Annotated in this window: 20 protein-coding genes and 1 tRNA gene; 10 read left to right on the top strand and 11 right to left on the bottom strand. The window is 37.3% G+C overall.

Features of this window, described 5'->3' with window-relative positions; all coding sequences use genetic code 11:
* The first annotated feature begins 66 nt into the window (after window positions 1–66).
* The 3 genes from K345_RS0113810 (at window position 67) to K345_RS0113800 (ending at window position 3,169) form a co-directional block, all read left to right on the top strand.
* Window positions 67–1,362 carry an ABC transporter substrate-binding protein gene (locus K345_RS0113810; protein WP_028974667.1) on the top strand — a complete coding sequence of 432 codons (1,296 nt, stop codon included), beginning with the start codon at window positions 67–69 and terminating at the stop codon, window positions 1,360–1,362.
* Window positions 1,363–1,550: 188 nt separating this feature from the next.
* On the top strand, window positions 1,551–2,327 hold the full coding sequence (locus tag K345_RS0113805; protein WP_245584629.1) for a carbohydrate ABC transporter permease: 777 nt from the start codon (window positions 1,551–1,553) through the stop codon (window positions 2,325–2,327).
* Window positions 2,327–3,169: a carbohydrate ABC transporter permease gene (locus K345_RS0113800; RefSeq protein WP_028974665.1), complete on the top strand. Its 843-nt coding sequence runs from the start codon at window positions 2,327–2,329 to the stop codon at window positions 3,167–3,169. The genes K345_RS0113805 and K345_RS0113800 overlap by 1 nt, the downstream gene beginning before the upstream one ends.
* A gap of 49 nt (window positions 3,170–3,218) precedes the next feature.
* On the opposite strand, the gene K345_RS0113795 is transcribed toward K345_RS0113800, so the two are convergent.
* Window positions 3,219–3,290: transfer RNA gene (locus K345_RS0113795), tRNA-Cys, on the bottom strand.
* A gap of 252 nt (window positions 3,291–3,542) precedes the next feature.
* The gene (locus K345_RS0113790) at window positions 3,543–4,595 is read right to left on the bottom strand and encodes an NAD(P)H-dependent glycerol-3-phosphate dehydrogenase (RefSeq protein ID WP_028974664.1); all 1,053 of its coding nucleotides are present in this window, start codon (window positions 4,593–4,595) and stop codon (window positions 3,543–3,545) included.
* 213 nt (window positions 4,596–4,808) lie between these two features.
* On the opposite strand from K345_RS0113790, the gene K345_RS0113785 reads away from it, so the two are divergent.
* The gene (locus tag K345_RS0113785; RefSeq protein ID WP_028974663.1) at window positions 4,809–6,266 is read left to right on the top strand and encodes a trypsin-like peptidase domain-containing protein; all 1,458 of its coding nucleotides are present in this window, start codon (window positions 4,809–4,811) and stop codon (window positions 6,264–6,266) included.
* Window positions 6,263–7,606, top strand: a complete 1,344-nt coding sequence (locus K345_RS0113780; RefSeq protein ID WP_028974662.1) for a M20/M25/M40 family metallo-hydrolase — start codon at window positions 6,263–6,265, stop codon at window positions 7,604–7,606. Before K345_RS0113785 ends, K345_RS0113780 begins: the two co-directional genes overlap by 4 nt.
* A 34-nt stretch (window positions 7,607–7,640) precedes the next feature.
* Here K345_RS0113780 and K345_RS22460 read toward each other — a convergent pair whose 3' ends face one another.
* The 9 genes from K345_RS22460 to K345_RS0113735 all read right to left on the bottom strand — a co-directional run bounded on the left by K345_RS22460 (window position 7,641) and on the right by K345_RS0113735 (window position 15,189).
* On the bottom strand, window positions 7,641–8,246 hold the full coding sequence (locus K345_RS22460; RefSeq protein WP_053228316.1) for a TetR/AcrR family transcriptional regulator: 606 nt from the start codon (window positions 8,244–8,246) through the stop codon (window positions 7,641–7,643).
* A gap of 51 nt (window positions 8,247–8,297) precedes the next feature.
* A complete protein-coding gene (locus tag K345_RS0113770) occupies window positions 8,298–8,903 on the bottom strand; it encodes a DUF6657 family protein (protein ID WP_028974661.1) in 606 nt (201 codons plus the stop codon).
* A gap of 31 nt (window positions 8,904–8,934) precedes the next feature.
* A complete protein-coding gene (locus K345_RS0113765) occupies window positions 8,935–9,510 on the bottom strand; it encodes a 5-formyltetrahydrofolate cyclo-ligase (RefSeq protein WP_028974660.1) in 576 nt (191 codons plus the stop codon).
* Complete coding sequence (locus K345_RS0113760) at window positions 9,507–10,832, bottom strand: sigma-54-dependent transcriptional regulator (protein WP_028974659.1); 1,326 nt, start codon at window positions 10,830–10,832, stop codon at window positions 9,507–9,509. The genes K345_RS0113765 and K345_RS0113760 overlap by 4 nt, the downstream gene beginning before the upstream one ends.
* Window positions 10,829–12,073, bottom strand: a complete 1,245-nt coding sequence (locus tag K345_RS22455) for a sensor histidine kinase (protein WP_053228315.1) — start codon at window positions 12,071–12,073, stop codon at window positions 10,829–10,831. Before K345_RS22455 ends, K345_RS0113760 begins: the two co-directional genes overlap by 4 nt.
* 4 nt (window positions 12,074–12,077) lie before the next feature.
* Window positions 12,078–12,683 (bottom strand): DUF2202 domain-containing protein, encoded by a 606-nt coding sequence (locus tag K345_RS0113750; protein ID WP_028974658.1) that lies wholly within the window; start codon window positions 12,681–12,683, stop codon window positions 12,078–12,080.
* A 134-nt stretch (window positions 12,684–12,817) separates the two neighbouring features.
* On the bottom strand, window positions 12,818–14,083 hold the full coding sequence (locus K345_RS0113745) for a ferric reductase-like transmembrane domain-containing protein (RefSeq protein WP_028974657.1): 1,266 nt from the start codon (window positions 14,081–14,083) through the stop codon (window positions 12,818–12,820).
* Window positions 14,080–14,565, bottom strand: a complete 486-nt coding sequence (locus K345_RS0113740) for a hypothetical protein (protein WP_028974656.1) — start codon at window positions 14,563–14,565, stop codon at window positions 14,080–14,082. Before K345_RS0113740 ends, K345_RS0113745 begins: the two co-directional genes overlap by 4 nt.
* Before the next feature lie 147 nt (window positions 14,566–14,712).
* Window positions 14,713–15,189: a hypothetical protein gene (locus tag K345_RS0113735; RefSeq protein WP_028974655.1), complete on the bottom strand. Its 477-nt coding sequence runs from the start codon at window positions 15,187–15,189 to the stop codon at window positions 14,713–14,715.
* A gap of 241 nt (window positions 15,190–15,430) precedes the next feature.
* Here K345_RS0113735 and K345_RS0113730 point away from each other — a divergent pair, with 241 nt between their 5' ends.
* The 5 genes from K345_RS0113730 (at window position 15,431) to K345_RS21125 (ending at window position 20,139) form a co-directional block, all read left to right on the top strand.
* Window positions 15,431–16,606 carry a GNAT family N-acetyltransferase gene (locus K345_RS0113730; RefSeq protein WP_028974654.1) on the top strand — a complete coding sequence of 392 codons (1,176 nt, stop codon included), beginning with the start codon at window positions 15,431–15,433 and terminating at the stop codon, window positions 16,604–16,606.
* Window positions 16,607–16,685: 79 nt separating this feature from the next.
* Complete coding sequence (locus K345_RS0113725) at window positions 16,686–17,288, top strand: hypothetical protein (RefSeq protein WP_028974653.1); 603 nt, start codon at window positions 16,686–16,688, stop codon at window positions 17,286–17,288.
* Window positions 17,289–17,360: 72 nt separating this feature from the next.
* Window positions 17,361–17,723 (top strand): hypothetical protein, encoded by a 363-nt coding sequence (locus K345_RS0113720; RefSeq protein ID WP_028974652.1) that lies wholly within the window; start codon window positions 17,361–17,363, stop codon window positions 17,721–17,723.
* An 88-nt stretch (window positions 17,724–17,811) separates the two neighbouring features.
* Complete coding sequence (locus K345_RS21130) at window positions 17,812–18,678, top strand: PHP domain-containing protein (RefSeq protein WP_053228314.1); 867 nt, start codon at window positions 17,812–17,814, stop codon at window positions 18,676–18,678.
* 96 nt (window positions 18,679–18,774) lie between these two features.
* Window positions 18,775–20,139 carry a DNA recombination protein RmuC gene (locus K345_RS21125; protein ID WP_037572465.1) on the top strand — a complete coding sequence of 455 codons (1,365 nt, stop codon included), beginning with the start codon at window positions 18,775–18,777 and terminating at the stop codon, window positions 20,137–20,139.
* Window positions 20,140–20,145: the final 6 nt, after the last annotated feature.

Genomic DNA, 20,145 nt, shown 5'->3' with positions numbered 1-20,145 from the left:
ACAGCATAAATAAGTGGATCTAAGCTTACACTGTATTCATATACGGCGCAAATTTAGGAGGAAAAAATGAGAAATCACACTTCTTTTATGCTGTTTTTAATTTTCTTACTTGTAAGTACTATGGCATTTGCTAATGGTGATCAGGAAAATAACAGTGGAATGAGTCCAGATGAAGTGACTTTAAGCTTTTGGACTTTTCAAGAAATTCATTATCAGTATTTTTCAAAGATGGTTGATAGATGGAATGCCGAAGGCCATAAACCAATGATAAAAATTGATGGTCAAGTACTTCCTTATGGAGAGATGCATGACAAGCTGTTAGTCGCTCTTCAATCAGGAGTAGGGGCTCCAGATATGGTTGATATTGAAATCTCCCGATTTCCTAATTATCTGAAAGGGAAGGTTCAACTTCTTCCTTTTAATGATATGATTGATCCTGTAAAAGACAAGTTAGTCATTGCTCGTTATGATAATTACGCCAAGGATGGCATGTACTATGGATTACCTTTTCATGTAGGTGCCAGTGTCATGTATTACAATAAAGAATTATTAGATGCTGCAGGAGTTAAAGTCTCTGATATCGTTACTTGGGATGACTATTTTGCCGCAGGAAGAAAGGTCTTGTCCGCTACTGGTAAGCCCATGACCACCTTTGAAGTTACAGAACAGTGGTCTTTCTGGCAGATGATCAGTCAACAAGGATCTGACTTGTTTAATGCAGATGGCACCCCTTCTCTCGATAATCCAACAAATGTAAAAACTCTTCAATTCATGTTAGATATGATAAATTCTGGTGTTGCCGTACCTGCTCCCGGTGGATTTCACCATTCTGAAGAATATTATGGTTTTATGAATGATGCAGGGGCTGCTTCTGTTATGATGCCTATGTGGTATATGGGACGATTCACAGATTATATGCCTGATCTGAATCAAAAGATTATCATAGCTCCCTTGCCTCGTTGGACAAAAGATGGAAATCGTTCAGCCGGGATGGGAGGTACTTCTACCAATGTGACAGCACAAAGTAAATATCCTGATGTGGCCAAGCAATTTCTTGCCTTTGCCAAACTATCTCAAGAAGGCAATATTGCCATGTGGAAAGATCTTGGATTTGATCCTCCAAGATGGGATGTTTGGGAAAAGCCTGAAATGAATGAGCCTAATAAATTCACAGCGTATTTCCTTAATGATAATATTTTTGAAATGCTAGTTGATATTAAGGATGAGGTTTATCCTATTAATGTTGTGGAAGATTTACCTGAAGGTATCACTCTTGTTAGGAATGCCTTATTTCAAGTATTAGAAGAGCAAAGCAAAACTCCTAAAGAAGCTTTAAGTGATGTGGCAAAGGAACTTCGTTAGTTTTTGATAAGTCAAATAAATACCGGTCGGATGATTTATTTACTATTTCATCCGACTGCTTTCAATTGAGGTCTTCAATGAATAATGCTAAAACATTTCAACAAAAAATAGTTCCCTATGTTTTTGTCTCTCCTTTCATTATTACTTTTCTTCTTTTTTTTCTTTATCCACTTATTTCTAGTGTGATAATGAGTTTTCAAGAAATTTATCCCGGTGAGGTAAGTTTTGTTGGGTTCAGTAACTACAATGAATTGGTAACTGAACGTTTTTATACTGCATTAAGTAATAGCTTTTGGTACACCTTTTGGACGATTGCCATTTTAGTACCTTTGCCCATTATTCTGGCGGTAGCTCTGCATAAAGCCACTGTAGGCAATACTGTTTATCGAGCCTTACTCTTTGTTCCTTCTCTTGTTTCTGTTGTCGTTGCTGGTACTTTGATTCGGTTGTTGTTTGCTTCAAATGATCAAGCCCTTGTTAATAGTTTATTTCGATTACTGGGAGGAGAGAGCAAAAACTGGCTATTAGCGGGACAACCTTATGCCATGATCTTACTTGTTGTCCTGGCGACTTGGAAGTGGACAGGAGTCAATATAGTTTACTTTTTGGCTGGCATAAATAGTATTCCCCATGAGTTATATGAAGCAGCCACGATTGATGGTGCTGATTGGAATACACAATTCTGGAAAATTACCCTCCCACTAATTAAACCAACAATAATCTTTGTAATAACTATTAGTATCTTTGGCGGTTTTTCTATGTTTGAAGAAAGTTATATTCTGTGGGCCGGAAATGAGTCTCCTAATAATGTTGGTCTTACCATGGTTGGCTATTTATATCAGCGGGGCTTTCAACAAGCTAATTTGGGGGTTGGTTCTGCTATTGGAGTTGTTCTTATTACTATAGTTTTCATTATTAGTATAGTACAGCTTAATTTATTTGGTTTTTTTAAGGAAGAACAGTAATGACAGTTAAAAATACTCTTCTAAAATATCTCAGGGTTTTTGTTGTGACATTCGTTTCCATGGTATTTGTCTTTCCACTCATTGCCTTAATTTTTGCTTCTTTGAGACCTGGTCAGGATCTGATGAGATTTGGAATATCCTTGAAAACCTTAATTCCAACCCAGCTAAGTTTAGATTATATTTTAGCTTTATTTGGTCCCCTTGGTGAGAACTATAGAAGTTGGTTCTTGAATAGCATTGTCATCACCGCTTTACAAGTTGTGATCAGTATTTTTCTATCTTCCATGGTTGGATATGGACTTGGTGTTTATCGTTTTAAAGGAAGGAATGTTATCATGGTTTTGGTCATTTTTGTTATGATGATTCCTATTCAAATATTAATTCTACCTTTATACAAGTTATCTATCAATTTAAAAATAATTGATACCTATGTAGGAGTCATTCTTCCTTTTGCTGTATTTCCTTTAGGAATATTTTTCTTTAGGCAGTATGTCCTCGGTATGCCAAAAGATTACATTGATGCCGCACGAATTGATGGTTTAAATGATTATATGATATTTGTCCGTATTATGGCTCCTATTATGGCTCCAGCATACGGGGCTATGAGTATTTTGATTGCATTAAATAGTTGGAACCAATTTCTGTGGCCTTTGATTGTCTTAAGGTCATCTCAAAAGTTTACCCTTCCAATCGGGTTGAATACCTTATTAACTCCCTATGGGAACAATTATGATGTTCTTATCTCTGGTGCTGCCCTTGCTACCATTCCTATAATTATTGTCTTTATCTTTTTTCAAAAGAATTTTATGACTGGTATGACAGCAGGGGGAGTTAAAGGATAAGTAAGTTTTATATGGGATAAAAAAAGCCTCCCTATTAGGAGGCTGTATAAGGCGCCGACCGGATTCGAACCGGTGAATGAAGGTTTTGCAGACCTCTCCCTTACCACTTGGGTACGGCGCCATTTGACTGCGAGGTGTAATATAACAAAAAGAGTTTTCTTTGACAAGCCTTTCTGAGTAATACTTTAACAATGTTCATTATTAATAGGTTGATAGAAATACCCATCCTACAAAAGTTAGGTCTTTATGAATCATTCGACTAAAATAATGAAGATGTCTCATTTGGTATAAATATCAGTTGAAGTAAAGATTTGTATTTTAATCCCACATTGTAAATAGCCCTCACTAAGTGATGTTCAGTGAGGGAGTATTCCTATTTAAACAAAATAGATTCTAAAGCATCTTTTGGCGTGTATTCTTTATTAAGCACTTTATAGACAAAGTTTATAATATTTAATTTGAGGTTAAATGCTAACATCAGTTGATAAGCCATCTTGCAGGCGGCAACCCCTTCTGGTAGATAGGGTAACTTTGTAATGTTATCCAGTATCTCATCAATGTTATCGTAGGGATCAATGATTCCTTTTAGGACTATATCTCTACCAAAGCGTCTGTTACGACCATGGACGGATCGACAGGTAACATCCAAATCTCCCACTCCAGCTATGGAAGTAAAAGTTTCTGGGTGAGTGGCTCCCATAGCCTTCCCCAATAGCATTAATTCATTTAATCCAGCTGCCAATACCAAGCTTTCAGCATTATCTCCAAATATTTTGGAATCTTCCTTAAGGGCATCGATGGCTCCAAAGGCGATGGCGATAACATTTTTCAAGGCCGCTGATGTCTGAACTCCTACCACATCTAAACTACTATACACTTTGAGGGAATCAGAATTGAGCAATTCCCGAAATCTTATTGAATTCTTAGGATTAATACTGGCTGATATTAGACCTGTTAACATACCCTGAGCTACTTCTTCTGCATGGCTAGGGCCAGAAATATAGACAAGGTTGCCTTTATAAAATCCAGGGAGATAGTTTTCTAATACTTCCACAATTGGCTTTGGTTTGTCTTCTCCTGGAAGAAAACCTTTTGTGATAATACCAATAGTACTCTTTCCTTCCATAATATTAGGTACTGTAATAATTTGTTTAGCTATTCCTAAAAGGAATAAAGAAGGTGTTGCCAAGATAATATAGTCTTTTCTTGATGCTGCTTCGATAAGGTCCGAAGTGGCTGTTAGTGTATCTGGAAGTTTTGTACCTGGAAGATATCTTTTATTCTCATGTTCATTATTTATGGAATCTGCCACATCTTGTTCGAAGCTCCATAATTGAACAGATATTCCCTTTTGGGCTATAGCTTTTCCCACTGCTGTTCCCCAAGCTCCCGCTCCAATTATTCCAACAGTATTTTTATCAACCATTGTGGTTCCTTTTTCTAAAAAATATGTGCTAAATCATCCACTTGTTTAGCCATCAGGTCAAGACTAACACTTGAATTGATCATTTGCTATTAGATATTTTACAATATATTAGAAAACTTGGTTGTTAAACTTTATTTTATCCAATAATAAATGCTGAATCTCTTATGTGGAACAGATTGGATCTTATTTATATGATGTGTTAGACTCAGTTCAATGTGTTTTAGAAAATTCCTAGTCCTTATACTTGGCTTCTTATATTTAACATTTAGTCTATATGCTTATGATGAGATCGATATCAATTCCACAACCGATGGATTAATAGGCATTGGTGGAGAAGGTAATGATTATGTGACCTATATATTTGAGGTAACTGATTCCACCTTTGCCTTGCAAATAAAATTAAACAATTCTGTCGCTGATTTAGACCTTTACCTAAGATATGGTGAAGATATGATGAACTACGATGATGCAGATGCGAGAAGTGCTGGCATTGAATACAATGAATCCATATTTCTGAGTCGAACAAGTGATACGCCATTGCAGACAGGATATTACTATTTAGATGTAGCTCAAAATAATACAGGATATCCCCAAAAAAATGGTGAATTATGGGATCAAGTTCCCTATACTTTAAACCTAAGATCCTACTCCCAATATAATTATAGCGAAGTAGAATTAAACAAAGTTTATAATAGTTCTATCTTACGGGAGAATGGACACTTCCAAGTATATAAACTTGAATTAGATTCGGTACAATCCTATCTAAGAATAGATCTATTGCGATCTGTAGCTGATTTGGATTTCTTTTTTCAAAAAGATTATCCTGCTATTGATGCTAAGGATGCCGCTTATTCCCAGAAGAGTTTACTTGCCCATGAGTTTTTAGAAATAAAGGATCAAGATTTTCTTACTCCCGGGTCTTACTATCTTACAGTCTATGATCCGCTTAACTTGAACATGGATTTCCCTTTTGCTTTGAGAATAGCTAATGATTATTCATTCATAACAGAAGACTTGCCAGTATTAGATACGGGTGCTGTTACTAATATCAATAGAGCCGCTGAAGCTACCGTAGAGATATCAAGCAATAATAGTCGTGGTTCTGGTTGTCTGGTCAGCCCTATGGGATTTATTCTTACCAATTATCATGTTATTAAAGCCCCTTGGGGTGAACCGTATAAAACATTTTATATCAGTTTGAATCAGAATTTATCATTACCACCTGTAGAACAGTTTCAAGCTGTTTTTGTTGATGGGGATGAAGAAAAGGATATTGCCCTATTAAGAATTACAAGTGATTTTTATGGACAACTTCTTCCTAGTGATTACCGGTTCCCGTACTTTACTATAGGAGATTCTTCCCAATTAGAGCTTGGTAATACATTACATTTGTTCGGTTATCCCAGTATTGGCGGTCAAGGAAGCCGGGTTTCTTTGACTTATACCCAAGGTTTTGTAAGTGGCTTTGAACAAACTAACTATGGTCAAATCATTAAAACTGATGGAGAGATAAGCTCTGGTAACTCAGGAGGAGCTGCTACTGATGATCAGTTTCGATTAATTGGATTACCTACAACAGTTGTCTCTGAGCATTCTGGTCGCTTGGCTTATATTCATCCAGTGAATCTAATTCCTCAAGAATGGCGTAGATTATGGGAGAATTTTCAATGAGAGAAGATGTTAGTTTATTACAGGAATTGATTCGTAATAAATGTGTAAATACGGGGGATGTGAAATCTGGCAATGAAATTATAAGTTGTCATACCTTAGAACGTTTCTTCAATACCTATGGTTATGAAGGGGAGATCCTTCATAAAGAAGAATCTCGTTCCAATTATCTATTAAGAGTCCCCGGTTATGATAAGAAAGCCCCCTCACTCATGTTTCAGTGTCATTTAGATGTTGTTCCCGCCACAGAAGAGGATTGGGATCTTCCTCCCTTTGAAGGAATAATACAAGATGATGTCTTATGGGGGAGGGGAGCCGTTGATATGCTTAATATCACAGCCGCAATGGCTGTAGGTTTTGTTAAGGCCCTGAAGCAGAAGACTTCCTTTCCTGGCGATCTCATATTTCTGGCTCTTGCAGATGAAGAAGCTAGTGGACAATATGGTGCTGATTTCCTCACGAAACATCATTGGGACAAAGTTCAATGTGATTATCAAATTAGTGAGCTTGGTGGCTTTCATTTAGCAACGGACAATGGTCCTGCTTTGACTCTTGCAAGAGGGGAAAAGGGAGTCATGTGGACTCGTATATCTGTGAAAGGGACAGCCAGTCATGGTTCCATGCCCTATAAAAGTGATAATGCTGCTTACAAGATTGCCAAAGTATTGCAACTTCTGGCAGATCAGAACACTGCTCCTAAGCTCCATGATCTGTTTAAAGACATGGTTGCCCAGAGTCTGACTAGTAGCATAGCTGCTAGATTATTGAATTTTGAAGATCATGATCTAGGGTTGGATCAAGTCTTTGAGGATAATCCTGGTTGGGCCAAATTCCTTCATTCTGCCTCACATCTAAGCATTAGTCCTGGTGTTATACGCATCGGAGATAAGGTTAATATTGTGCCTGATCGTGGAGTATTAGATTTGGACATAAGGATTTTACCAGGAGAAAACAAAGATTCTGCTCTAGCAGAATTACGAAGAATCCTTGAGCCTTGTCTAAATGATATAGATATTGAAGTTTTTGAATATTTTCCTCCCAACCTTAGTAAGAAAGATACTCCTTTAAAGAAAGCTATTACCCAGGTTACCAGTGGTCATTTCCCAAAGCATCAAATACTGGACATGCTTATAGGAGGTGTTACTGATGGTAGATATTGGCGAAATAAAGGAACTTGTGTCTATGGATTCAGCTTATTTGATGAAGAATTGACCTTAAATGCCTATTCAGAAAGGCTTCATGGTAAAAATGAAAGAATCAGTTTAAACAGTTTAAAACTCTCAACAGACTTTTTTACAGAGATACCCAGCTCTTTCTATAGAGAGTGGGAGTTATCAAAATGATAAAATTACCGATGGTTATTACCATTGGTAATTATTATAATCTTTTGAAAGCATCATACAATAAGAGGCAATTCTGGATGATTTCTTCCTTTTTTTGTTCTATCGATTGGGGACGAATATCCTTATTACTAATGAGATGATTCATTTCACCTTGGAAATACATGAAAATCAAATCTTGAAGACGGTCGATGTAGTATTCAGAAACCTTTTCTTCTGCACCTAATCTAACCATATCCTTCAATCTTTGATTGATATATTCTAATCCTATTTTAATTTCTTTTGGCATAGGGGTGGCGAATTCCTCAAGGAATACAAAACGGTATAATCCAGGCTGATATAAAATAGCCTCCATATAGCTTTCCATATAATTTCTAAAGAGGACTAAGCCCCTTTCTGTGGTTTTGATATCTTCCTCTGGATAGTGTTTAACTAATTTGTTATAGGCAGGGAGAAGACATTGCCAACGCATGTCATTCAGGTCCTGAAAGTAGTTATATAGATTTGTGTGAGCACAACCAGCTCTTCTGGCTATATCCCTTAGATTCAAAGTCATACCAGTTCTCTGTTCAACAATACAGTCAAGACAGATATTTATGATATTTTCTTTTGTGGAATTATTCAGCTTGATTATTTTGGCCACTGTTACAATCCTTTATCTTAATTGTATACAGTGGCTTTAAGTTCTCAAGTTTTAAGCATTATCTTCAGGTTCTGCTAAGCCTAGCAAGCCTTTAATATGAGTTTTTATCTGATCCAGATAATTATTATATTGTGCATCCATTGATTTTAGATTCTGTTCCAATATCCGTCTAAATTCCGGATCCGCTTCCATAGCCGCTTCTGGGGACATTCCTGTTTGAGCGGCAATAGCTCTTGATTTCTGGCTAAGTTGAGGACCCAATTGCTGTTTGATTTGATCCTTTAGGTTGAGGTGATCATCAATGAATTGTTTAAATAACCCTTTGAGTTGTTCAAATATATAGTCCACTTCCTTGCTTTCAGTCAGTTCTTTTAAGCCTGTTCTTAATTTATCTAGGGTTTCCTCATAACCATCTTCTGCTCGTGGATATTTTAGATAAGATAGAAAGGTTTCTGCCAAACCTTCCAGAAAATATTCCTTATTGGAAGCTTCAGACATTTGTTTCTTAATATCTGTTGCTTCTGTTCCTTCCAGATAAGCAAAAGCTGCTTTCCTTCCCAATGTCTTTATATCTTTCTGTTTGAGTGCTTCTTTATCAACAACAATATCCTTTGTCTTTTCCAAAGCTAGTTCCCACGCAGATTTTATTTCAGCCATTATTGCTCCTCCTCTATTAAATTACACAGACTTATCCCAAGGGACAAGTTACTATTTGACGTTCTGTAATGATTAAATCAACCTTATGGTCATGTTCTTCACAGGGAAGGGTATCACAGAGTAGTTTATCAATAACCAATGCGATCTTGGTGAATGGATAAGAATGTTCTGCAAAATACTTATCATAATATCCTCCTCCATAGCCAAGACGTTCTCCTTTCATACTAAAAGCTAAACCGGGAACAAGCATTAGGCTTGACTCTTCACCTTCATACTTTATTGATTGTTCAAATGGTTCCCTAATACCATAATTATTGGTCACAAGCTTAGAATGGGGATTAATAAGATAAAAGTCTATTTTTTTGTTGTTCATCACAGGAACCCAGACCGTTTTGTTTTCCTTCCAAGCCCTTTTTCTTATTTGCTCTGTTTGTATTTCTTTACCAAAGCTTAAATAGAGTAGTATGTGTTGGCTCTGTTTCCAATAAGATGTTGTATAGAGGGTCTGGCTCATGTATTCACTAAATTGGGCGATATCCTTCTCTGAGCATGTTTCCAGGTATTGTTTACTCTGTAGCCTGATGTCTTTTTTTAACGGTAATTTCATAGATTGAGTTCATATTCCTTTATTTTATTGAGGAGAGTTCGTCTTGTAATACCCAATTCTTCAGCGGCTTTACTCCGCTTCCCATCATTACGATGTAAGGATTGAATAATAGCTTCCTTCTCAAGGTCTTTGAGAGTTCCTTGTTTGATGGTGGACTCAGAGTTGTCTTGTATTCCTTCTGAAATCGATAAATCTTTTGCTGTGATAATATTATGGTCACATAGTATAGTGGCTCTTTCAATGATATTTTCCAACTCTCTAATATTCCCTGGAAAGCTATAGGTCTGAAGCACATTGATAGCTTCTGTTTGAATGTCCAACTGGGATAGGCCCATTCTCTTCTGATTAGCCTCCAGAAAATGTCCAATTAAAAGGGGAATATCTTCAATTCTTTTTCTAAGGGGAGGTAATTCCAGTCGTATGACATTGAGTCTATAAAAAAGGTCTTCCCTAAAGGATCCTTTTTCCACCTTATCTTCCAGATTTTTGTTTGTTGCTGCAATGATCCTTACATTTATCGGAACATGTCCTGTGCTTCCTAATCTCTGGATCTTACGTTCTTGGATAACCCGCAATAATTTGACTTGTAGATGATGTGGCATATCTCCGATTTCATCAAGAAATAGAGTTCCTCCTTCTGCTAGTTCGAATAGACCTTGTTTTTTTTTGTCGGCTCCTGTGAAAGCTCCCTTTTCATAACCAAACAACTCCGATTCCAAGAGAGACTCTGGTACTCCCCCAATATTAATAGGCCAGAATGGCCCTTCTTTTCTTTTTGATAATATATGAACTTGTCGAGCGATGACTTCTTTACCAGTACCGCTTTCCCCTGTAATTAGAATATTGGATTCTGTAGGAGCGGCCTTTTGCATTAAACGCCATAACTCTTTGAGGGGCCCAGATTCAGAAAATACGAATTGAGGTGAACCCTCTTCTCCTCGTTTTACTTGTTTAAGTAACTTATACTCCTTGATGGTTTTGTTGAGTCGTATCACTAATTCTTCAGGATCAAAGGGTTTGACAATGTAGTCCACAGCTCCAGCTTTCATAGCAGCAACTGCATCTTCCACTTCCCCAAAGGCACTCATCATAATAGCTGGTACATCTGGACCTTGTTCCTGTACCCAATTGAGCAACGCTAATCCGTTCATCCCAGGCATTTTTAGATCAAGAACCATAGCATCAAAAACCTCTTCTGTGAGTTTTTTCTGTCCGGATAACCCATTAGATGACTGGATTATTTCAAATCCTTCTGATTCTAGATACTGAGCCAAAGATTTACGTAGATTGTCTTCGTCTTCAACGACTAGTACTCTTTTCAATATTTATATCTCCTCAATTTGAGTATAGCTTCTGCACCTTTTGTAGGTCTATTTTTAATCGAAATTTCTCCTCCTTGAGCCTCAACAAAATGTTTTGTAATAGCTAAGCCGACTCCAGAGCCTTGAATCTTTGTTGTAAAAAAGGGATCAAAAAGGTGTTCCCTGTTTTTCTCTTCAATTCCTGTCCCTTCATCTAGCAAATGAATGAGAATCCAGTCTTTTTGTGTTTCTCCTATTATCTCAACCACAGAACCATCGGGATCACTTTCCAGAGCATTTTTAATCAGATTTTCAAACACTGATCTAAGATAATCCCTATCAAATAATACACTTACATCACGATTCCAGTGGTAATGTGTCTTTATTTTGTGATCCCTTTTATGAACAATTTGTTCCAGGAAATCTTCTATTTGAATAGGTTCAGGCTTCCCAATAGGGTTCTTAAGAAAGTGGCTTACCCTATTAATAAGATTATTCATCCGGTCTATTTCTTCTCCAATGATGACCAATTGTTCTTGATCCTCAGAGGAAAGTTTCTTACGTAGCAGAGCCTGTTGCATCTTTAGAGTCCCTAAAGGATTTTTTAATTCATGGGTTAATGTACGTGCCGCTTCTCCTAATTGGGCCAAACTCTTTTGGTTCTGTGTTTCTCTTTGAAGAGCGAGTATCCTCCTGGCCATAAGAATAACCATGACGACTAATATGGTCATAACTATGAGAAAAAGGCCCATGATACTGTTACGAATAAAGCCCTGTCTGTCAAATTTAGCCATATCCAGATCCACTAATATATAAGTTGACTCTTGTCTGCTATGTCTGGGCCCAGACATCATCATATTTCTGCGATCCATCATAGGGCCCGGAGCTGGTGGGTTATCGCTGAGATTCGGTCCACGTCCAACTTCTCGTATGTATCTGTATAAACCATCACCTGATAATCTTTGTATCCCTTTGTATGCAGAATATATATTATCAGGAGCGGACCCTTCCGTAATAATAGCATCACTATTCTTATAGATACCGTAACCGGTAAGCACCTCATTAAGATCAGGCATTTCAAGATCCAAAGAATAAGCTTCCCATATTTGATTAACCAAACTATTTATCTCTATATTCCTGTGAACAATATTGAGCTTCAAACCTACAGATAAACTAAAACTAAAAAAGACAATAAGAAACACACCCAATATACCTGCTGTGACTATTAAAATGATTTGTGTTGCATTGATGTGTTTCTTCATAAAATCAACCCCTACCGCGTTCTTTTGGTGTAGTTATAATGTTTCTATAATCCTCATTACTAATATATTGAGGATTATAGGTTAATTGTTCCCTTTCCAGAAGTTTATAAAAGGATCTCATGTGATTTCGGGATCCTTTAGTTAAATTATCGTAAACAAAAGAAATATCTTCTTTTTGAGTCCTCTTTAAGGCCAGTTGCAGATCCGAAATATCTAAGTCTTCAATGGAGGCTCCAATATAGAGAGCGGCTCCCAGTGATTCTGAGCCTTTCTGTGTAAGCTCATCATAAAGGGATTGGAGTGATTCGTCCTGGAAAATACCGGGTATATCTTCAACAATTGGATCGCTAATATCATAACGGATTAAAAGTTGACCAATCTGTTCCATGTGATTTTGTTCACTTTGGGATATGTTATGGAAAATTCTCATACCCCATTTGTCATAAAGAAAGGAATAAACATCTCTGGCTAACTTTTCTTCCTCTCTTAGTAGAGTCAGATCAGAACTTTCTTCTTCACTAATAGTATAATCTGTTTGCGATCCTACTTCCGCAAAAACCATCATAGACATACTCATCAATGCCGCTAATATTAATAGTTTATTTTTCATAACAGCCTCCCCTAGGTTTATGTACTATTTACTATGCATATGCCATGCCAAGAAAAGAGGGGATTAAGGGGGATTTTATGATAAAAGATGGGAAAAAAGAAACCAAAGGGAGAAAAAGGGGAAATATTTTCCCCTTAAAAGGCAAAGTTCTCAAAATGAATATGACTATTCTTAACGCCCATTTGATTAAGAATTTTGATAACTATTTTTCTAACTAAGGGTGAAGAGCATAGATAGTAATGATAGTGTGAGGGGCTGTCTATGTGTTGTTCAAAATATTCTTTGGTAAAATAGGACTTATCCCGTTCATATATCAACTTGTAGATTCTAGTCTCTTCACTCTTTCTTTCTAATTCATCGATTTCCTCAGAATAGAGTAATTCCTCTTGACTTTGAACAGATAAAAAAGCCAGAGAAGGAACAGGAATATCTTTTGCCAATTCGTTCTGGAGGAGACTCACCACCGGAACAATCCCTATACCTGAACCAATATAGCAAATATTTTGATTTTTCTTAGGGAAGAAAGCACCATAACTTCCATTAATCCTAATGATATCACCAGGAACAAGTTTGCTTATTTTAGAAGTAAAATCACCTAACTCTTTGACCCCTATTTCCAGATGGTCTGACTGGGGTTCACTTAAAAAGGAGAAGGGATGGACTTCTCGTGGAAACCCTTTCTTCAGAATTTGATAAAAACCAAACTGACCTGCTTTATAGCGAAAGGATTTTGGTTTTTCCATTTTAATATGATAGAGTGACTTCTTCTTCTCAATGGACACAATCTTAACCTTAGGGAGAAAGAGCCATCGAACTTTAGAATAAACCCATAATCCCATCACCAAAGCATAAGGTCCATACCATAATACCCGTGATACGGGATGAACAAAGTCAATAACCCCTGCTTCTCTCACATGGATGAGCATGACTGATGCCAGACTTATGAAGAATAAATAATGAGCTAGCTTTAGAATATCATAAGACTTAAGCGCTTTAATATTCCATTTATGGGCGATATCCTGGATAAATCCAAAGAGCTTTGTTCTTACCCAGACCATTGATAATATTCCCCCACCTAAGAATAGACCTAAGAGAATCCAGCTACTTGCTGTAATCCAATAACCGGAAAAGATCTTTATGGCTCCATGAAAAGGAATATAAAACAAAATTCCTATGGATGCCAGAATATGCCATTGTATAGCCTTATCATAGGGGAGTAATTTTTGAAGGAAGGGTAGTTTTGCTCCTAATAATACATTTCCTAAGATCCAATAAAAAGCAAAGACACTCATAAAGTAGTTTATGGCATCTATTGCTTCCCAAAAGGGTGTAGAGAACAATAAAAAAAGATATTGCACTAAGGGCAGCAGACCATATAGGCCTGCTAATAATATGGTCATGACCGCCCCTTGACGATATTGACAACCTCTGCTATCCAACTGTGTTGCATCTCTACAGCTTTTCTAGGACCATAGGTTGTTGCCGCTGATAAAGCGTCTACTCCCAATTGTTGGGCAACGGCAGGTTGTTTATCTAAAAAAATCCTTCCTGTCCCCTTTTCCAGTGCAATTAAGATGTAGGGGGACTTATCTGATTGTTTATTCAAAAAGTCTCTCATACTTGGTTCTACCCCGTCTGGACTATCTGTACTTAATAGAACAACCGCTGCATATTTTGAAGGATCAGCACTCTCCACACCTCTGGAAAATTCCACCTTATAGGGGTATTTATTTCTTCTGAATTCTGTCTTGATAGTATTCATAGCTTTTTTATTGGTCTTTGTGATGGATGACATAACAACCTGAATAGTATCAGAATTATTTGCAAAAGTTGGTATTCCTATAATGGCTACTAAAAATAGGAAAAAAAGGGTTCTCTTCATTCTTTGCTCCTTGTATTTAACCTTATAAATATTTGTTACCACTGCAAGTGATAATTTAGAGTGTTAACAATGTTAACACTCTAAAGGTTACAAATAAAATAAGGAATACCTATTATTAATTTTTAACAAAACACACTAAAAACAGTGCTATTGATAACAAGGACCGCCGATTCCCATTCCATACCCTTGGCTCATAGGTCCACCATAGTTACTTCTTCGACCTCTCCCGAATCCCTTATTTCCGTTATTAAGAACATATACTTTTCCCTCTAGTTCTACAGTTTGCGTGAAAATATCACCATCATAATTCCCATTAATATCCACTAGAGTCCCAGTGACCGTTAAGTTTGTTCCTTCTCTCAAGTCCATATCCCCTATGTATTGTCGGGCCCCGGGAATATTTAATCCATAAGTTTTTCCATCCGATTTGAGTAAAACCCTTGTACGGTCAAAAGCAAGAGTTCCTTCCATAGTGACTGATTGTGCATTGTCGAAAGCCTTTACCCTTTGCTCCCATAATTCACTTCTATCAAGATTTGGTCCTTGTGTTTCCTGATTTCCATTTGCAAACGCCCCTACAGACATAATGGTAATAGCTACTACTGTTAAAATTAATTTCTTCATTTTTCTCTCCTACGAGTTAACTTTGAAGTTTTCGCTTCATAACTATCTTATGCAAAGGCCATGCCAGTTCTTAATATTTTTATTAAGTATATATTATATAAGAATATAAATACAAATTTCAGGAATGGGGTATGAAAAAGAATGGGAAATGTTTTCCCTTTTGACCTCAATATGAAAAATATGCCCAGTATCTGACGATTGATGTTAGAATATGTGACAATTCATTTTAGTGGAGATCATTATGTCTATTAATGCAATTACTTCAGAATCAGCCATTGAACAATATAAAAGAATGGCCAAGTACTGTTTCGTTGATACTACAGGCTGGACAGATACCTGTTATCCCTTACCAAAGGATAAAGATATTGGCTTTGGATTATTTGATGGGGAAACACTTACTTCTGCAGTTATTAACAGACGATATAATGTCCATTTGTACGGCGTTGAAAAAAAGCTTTGTGGAATATCGGGTGTGATCTCCTTGCCTGAAGTCAGACAGCAGGGAGGGATTCGTCAGATCATGACCCATCTCTTAAAAGAAGCAGTACAAAATGGGGATCAACTTAGTGCCTTGTATCCCTTCAAATATGGGTTCTATGAAAAATTCGGTTATGGCTATCTGGGTGGTCTTCGGCAAATTATCTTTAGTCCTTCGTCTTTAGTGCGACAAGACTTTAAAGGAAGCAGTGGATACTATCACAATACTAAGCAAGAATGGGAAGACATCAAAACAGTTATCAGACGATGGTCTACCTTCTATAACTTTGCAGCCCATTGGGATGACTTATCAAAAGATAGTTATGAAAGACAGCTTAAAGAGAGTAATCATTATGCCTATCTCATTTATAACTCCAGGAGAGAACCTTGCGCGTATCTTCAATTTGCTCTATTGGACAGGGGGGCTAAAGGTGGATCGAGTCTTAAATTACACAAAGCAAGTTGGACTGGACAGGACGGATGGAGTGGTTTAGTCGATTTTTTAGGTCGTCATAGAGATCAATGTGAGAGCATTGAATGGATAGATTCCGGTTATTCTCCTATTATACATGAATTAAAGGAACCTCGGGCTGATTGGAAACAATTTGGTTCCTGGATGGCCAGGCCATTAGACGTCAGGGATATCTTGGAAAGTTATATACAATATTATCAGTTCAAGGGAAACCTTTCTTTTTCCTTACAGGATCCTGTTTTAAAGCAAAATACAGGTACTTATATTATTTCAAAGGGAACATTGGATTTTAAGCCAGAAGAATTAAAGGCTTATGAGATGACTTTATCAAGGTTCTCCTCCTTGCTCTTTGGTTCCATTACCTCTTCTCATATTCCTTATCTCTCTGATACAAAAGATATGCCCAATGATGTATCTTCCCTTTTTGATGTCAAACATGATCCTTATTTTGTGTCTGAATACTTCTAAAAAGGAAAAGTAGGCCTTTTTTTTGAAGTTCTGTCCGATAAGTACTACAATGAGAAAGAAATCACTTAGGAGCAAACTAATGATATATAAAAAGTCATGGGCTCTGTTGGCATTGCTATTAATAACATCAACCTCATTGTTCTCTCAAAGTTCTACTTCTGAGGTCATAACAGCTTATGCTGATAAAAGGACACAAGGAAGGAAGATGTCTTCCATACTTCGCTTGTCCATGACCAGATACCGTGATAGTAGTGTCATAGCCCAAGCTTCTGGTGACGAAGCTAATCTTCAAAGGATAGAAGAGGATTTTATCCATGATATCCGTCTTTGTCTTTTGGGTTTTACAGATCCTATATCAGATGAAAATATCTTTACAGAAGTAGGGATTGATGAATTACCATCTGATGGTGTGTATTTTGATCTTCATATTTACTCCCTTCTTCAGCCAGGTGTCCATTATACTCAGAAAGAAATGCCCATGTTTATTTACCTCTCGGTTATATCCAAAGGTCAGTTTGAAACCTTAACTACCATTAAATATAATCCCAGTATAAACACTCTCTCCTATGCTATTCGAAATGCTTTATTGGATTATTCTGTAATATTTGAATCAGATCGGCCAAGTATTAAGAACTTATTCATTATGGACCGGGTTATTCAGTTAGGTACTATTGGGTTTTAGATGTAGACCTTTCCTATTTCTTCTTCTATTAATATCTTTATTTCATACTATTCTACTTGAAGGAGTAAAATAATGAACGAGATAAGATGGTCTTGGGTAGGTATAAGCCTTATTATAATGGTTGTTACTCAGGTTCTGTTAGGTTTTGCCTTTACTGTATTTGGCTTAGCGACACTGGGAATGGGTTTTTTACTTTTCCTATTCTTAAAACCTATTACCTATTTTGTAGGAGGATTCATCACAGGTTATATTTCTCCTGGAATTACCATTGTAGAACCGGCAATTGGTGTGGTTCTCGCAACAGTGTTAAGTATTATCTTTGATTCCCAACGACTTTTTCCTGGTCGTTTGATCGGTTTGATTTTTACTAGTGTTATAGCTTTCTTCTTAGCTATATGGGGTGCCTCCTTAGGAGAAAGGGTTCAGGGTAATTAAGTTCTAGCAGGATTTTAATAAAATTATCATCTTTACCAAAAAATATAAGATCATATTTAAGACATCCCTTAATAGAGGAGTTGCCTTTATGTATGATCTTCATATTCATACTAGTAGTTCTGACAACCTCATGACTACCACTGAAATTCTAACAAGTTTAAAACAAGTAGGTATTCATTCAGTAGCTGTTACTGACCATGATACTATGAAAGGGATTCATTCCTTTCAGGAAGAAAGTCTATTTTACGGTGTTTCTGTTATTCCTGGTATTGAGATCAATTGTATTGATTCAGGATCAGGTCGTCAAATGTCAATCCTGGGGTATTTTAAAGAGAACTATATCCCTGAAGTGGAATCAGCCCTATACCCCTTACGGGAAATCCGACAAAATAATGCTTATGAAGCAGTGAGGCGAGTGCGAAGAAATGGGTACCGCATTACATGGGAAGCGGTTCAGGAATTAGCAGAACCTGATAGGGTCATAACACCTACTCACATTATGGAGGCCTTACGTCAGGAAGGTTATACCATGACCTTGTTTGGTCCTTTGTATGAAGAATTATTTAATTCGGGAAAAGAACAGCGAAGAACCGGTTTGGCTTATTTCCCAACACCTTTATGGGAATATCATAAAGTTATAGAGCTCATAAAAGATAATGGGGGTATTCCCGTTTTGTCTCATCCGGGTAAAAATAATCTATTTGAATTAATACCTGAATTAGTCTCATCAGGACTACAGGGCATCGAAGCTTATCATCCTAAACATAGTTGTCAGGATAGGGCCCTTGCTTTAGCTTTAGCCCGGAAATATCATCTCACTATCACAGGAGGTACGGATTATCACGGTATATACGGTCGTAGAAACCGCTTGCCAGGATGTAAATATCTCACTGCACAGGAATATAAATTATTTTATCATCAATTGGAAAAGGCCCCTTCTCTCATTAAAACCTGATAGTCATAGTCCTCTCATCTATCCTCCTGGGGGTAATTTCTTTACCTAGCGGAAGTATGAATTTTCCTTTATGATTCGAATCGATAGGGAGGTTTCATGGATATTGTATCTTTTGCTTTAGGTTTTTTGAGTGCCTTGGTACTCTTTACTGTACTCATTCTTATTATAGGCAAACTTCAGAAGGAACGAAACAAAGCGGTTCTCACTAGCAGCCTGTCTTCTTTGGAAGAGCGTTTACGTACTGAGGAACAGAACAAAATGGCCTTGAAAGAAGAGAAGACCTCCCTTCAAAGAGAGAAAGACAACCTTCAGCGTCAAGTTCAAGATCTAAGCTCCTCCCTCAGTGTTATAAAGACTAGATGGGAAGAAGAACAGAAACATTCCCATGAAAAGCTTAAACTCCTGGAAGATGCCAAGCAGCAATTAACACAACAGTTCAAAGTGTTAGCCGGAGATATTTTTGATGAAAAAAGCCGAAGCTTCCGTGTGCAAAGTAAAGAAAACCTTGATCAAGTACTGGCTCCTTTTAAGGATCAGCTCAGTCAATTCAGGAAGAGAGTAGAAGAGACCCATTCTGAGAATATCAAAGAAAGGGCGGGGCTAGCACATCAAATAAAAAATCTCCAAGAGTTGAATAAGCAAATGTCAGAAGAAGCCATAAATCTAACAAGAGCTTTAAAGGGACAAACAAAGACCCAAGGTACCTGGGGTGAAATGATATTGGAAACCGTTTTAGAAAAGTCCGGTCTGGAAAAGGGACGAGAATATGAGGTTCAGGTTAGTGCCCGCTCAGAAGAAGGCAATCGTTATCAACCGGATGTCATTGTTCATTTGCCTAACAATAGGGATATAATCATTGATTCTAAGGTATCCCTCGTTGCTTATGAACGCTTTTGCAGTAGTGAAGAGGATACAGAGAGAAGCCAAGCTTTACAGGAACATCTACTCTCTGTAAGGAATCATATAAAAGGGTTGTCACAAAAAGCCTATCAGGATTTGAAGGCTATCCGTTCTATGGATTTTGTATTTCTCTTTGTTCCTGTGGAAGGGGCTTTAGCTGCTTCCCTGCAGGGAGATGGTCAACTCTTCTCTGAAGCTCTCGATAAAAACATAGTACTCGTTGGTCCTGCTACTCTATTGGCCACCTTACGAACTGTTGAGAATCTATGGCGTCAGGAACGTCAAAATCAGAATGTTATGCAAATCGTAGATAGAGCAGGTAAACTCTATGATAAATTTGCTAACTTTGTAGGTGATTTACAACAGATAGGCCAACGGTTGGGACAAGCTCAGCAAGCTTATGATGGAGCTTTAGGTAAGCTATCAACAGGCCGGGGAAACATCATGCGGCAGATCGAAGACCTTCAAAGTCTCGGTGTTAAAGGTAGTAAAAAGATCCCTGAAGCCGCTAGTTTAGCTCCCCTTGCCAAGGGTGAGTTGCCCTTTGGTGAGGAGAGCTAATCATAC

The sequence above is a fragment of the Spirochaeta cellobiosiphila DSM 17781 genome, assembly GCF_000426705.1.
GTDB lineage: Bacteria > Spirochaetota > Spirochaetia > DSM-17781 > DSM-17781 > Spirochaeta_E > Spirochaeta_E cellobiosiphila.
The sequence above is the reverse complement of the archived record's forward strand: the minus strand, read 5'-3'. Positions and strand labels throughout refer to the sequence as shown.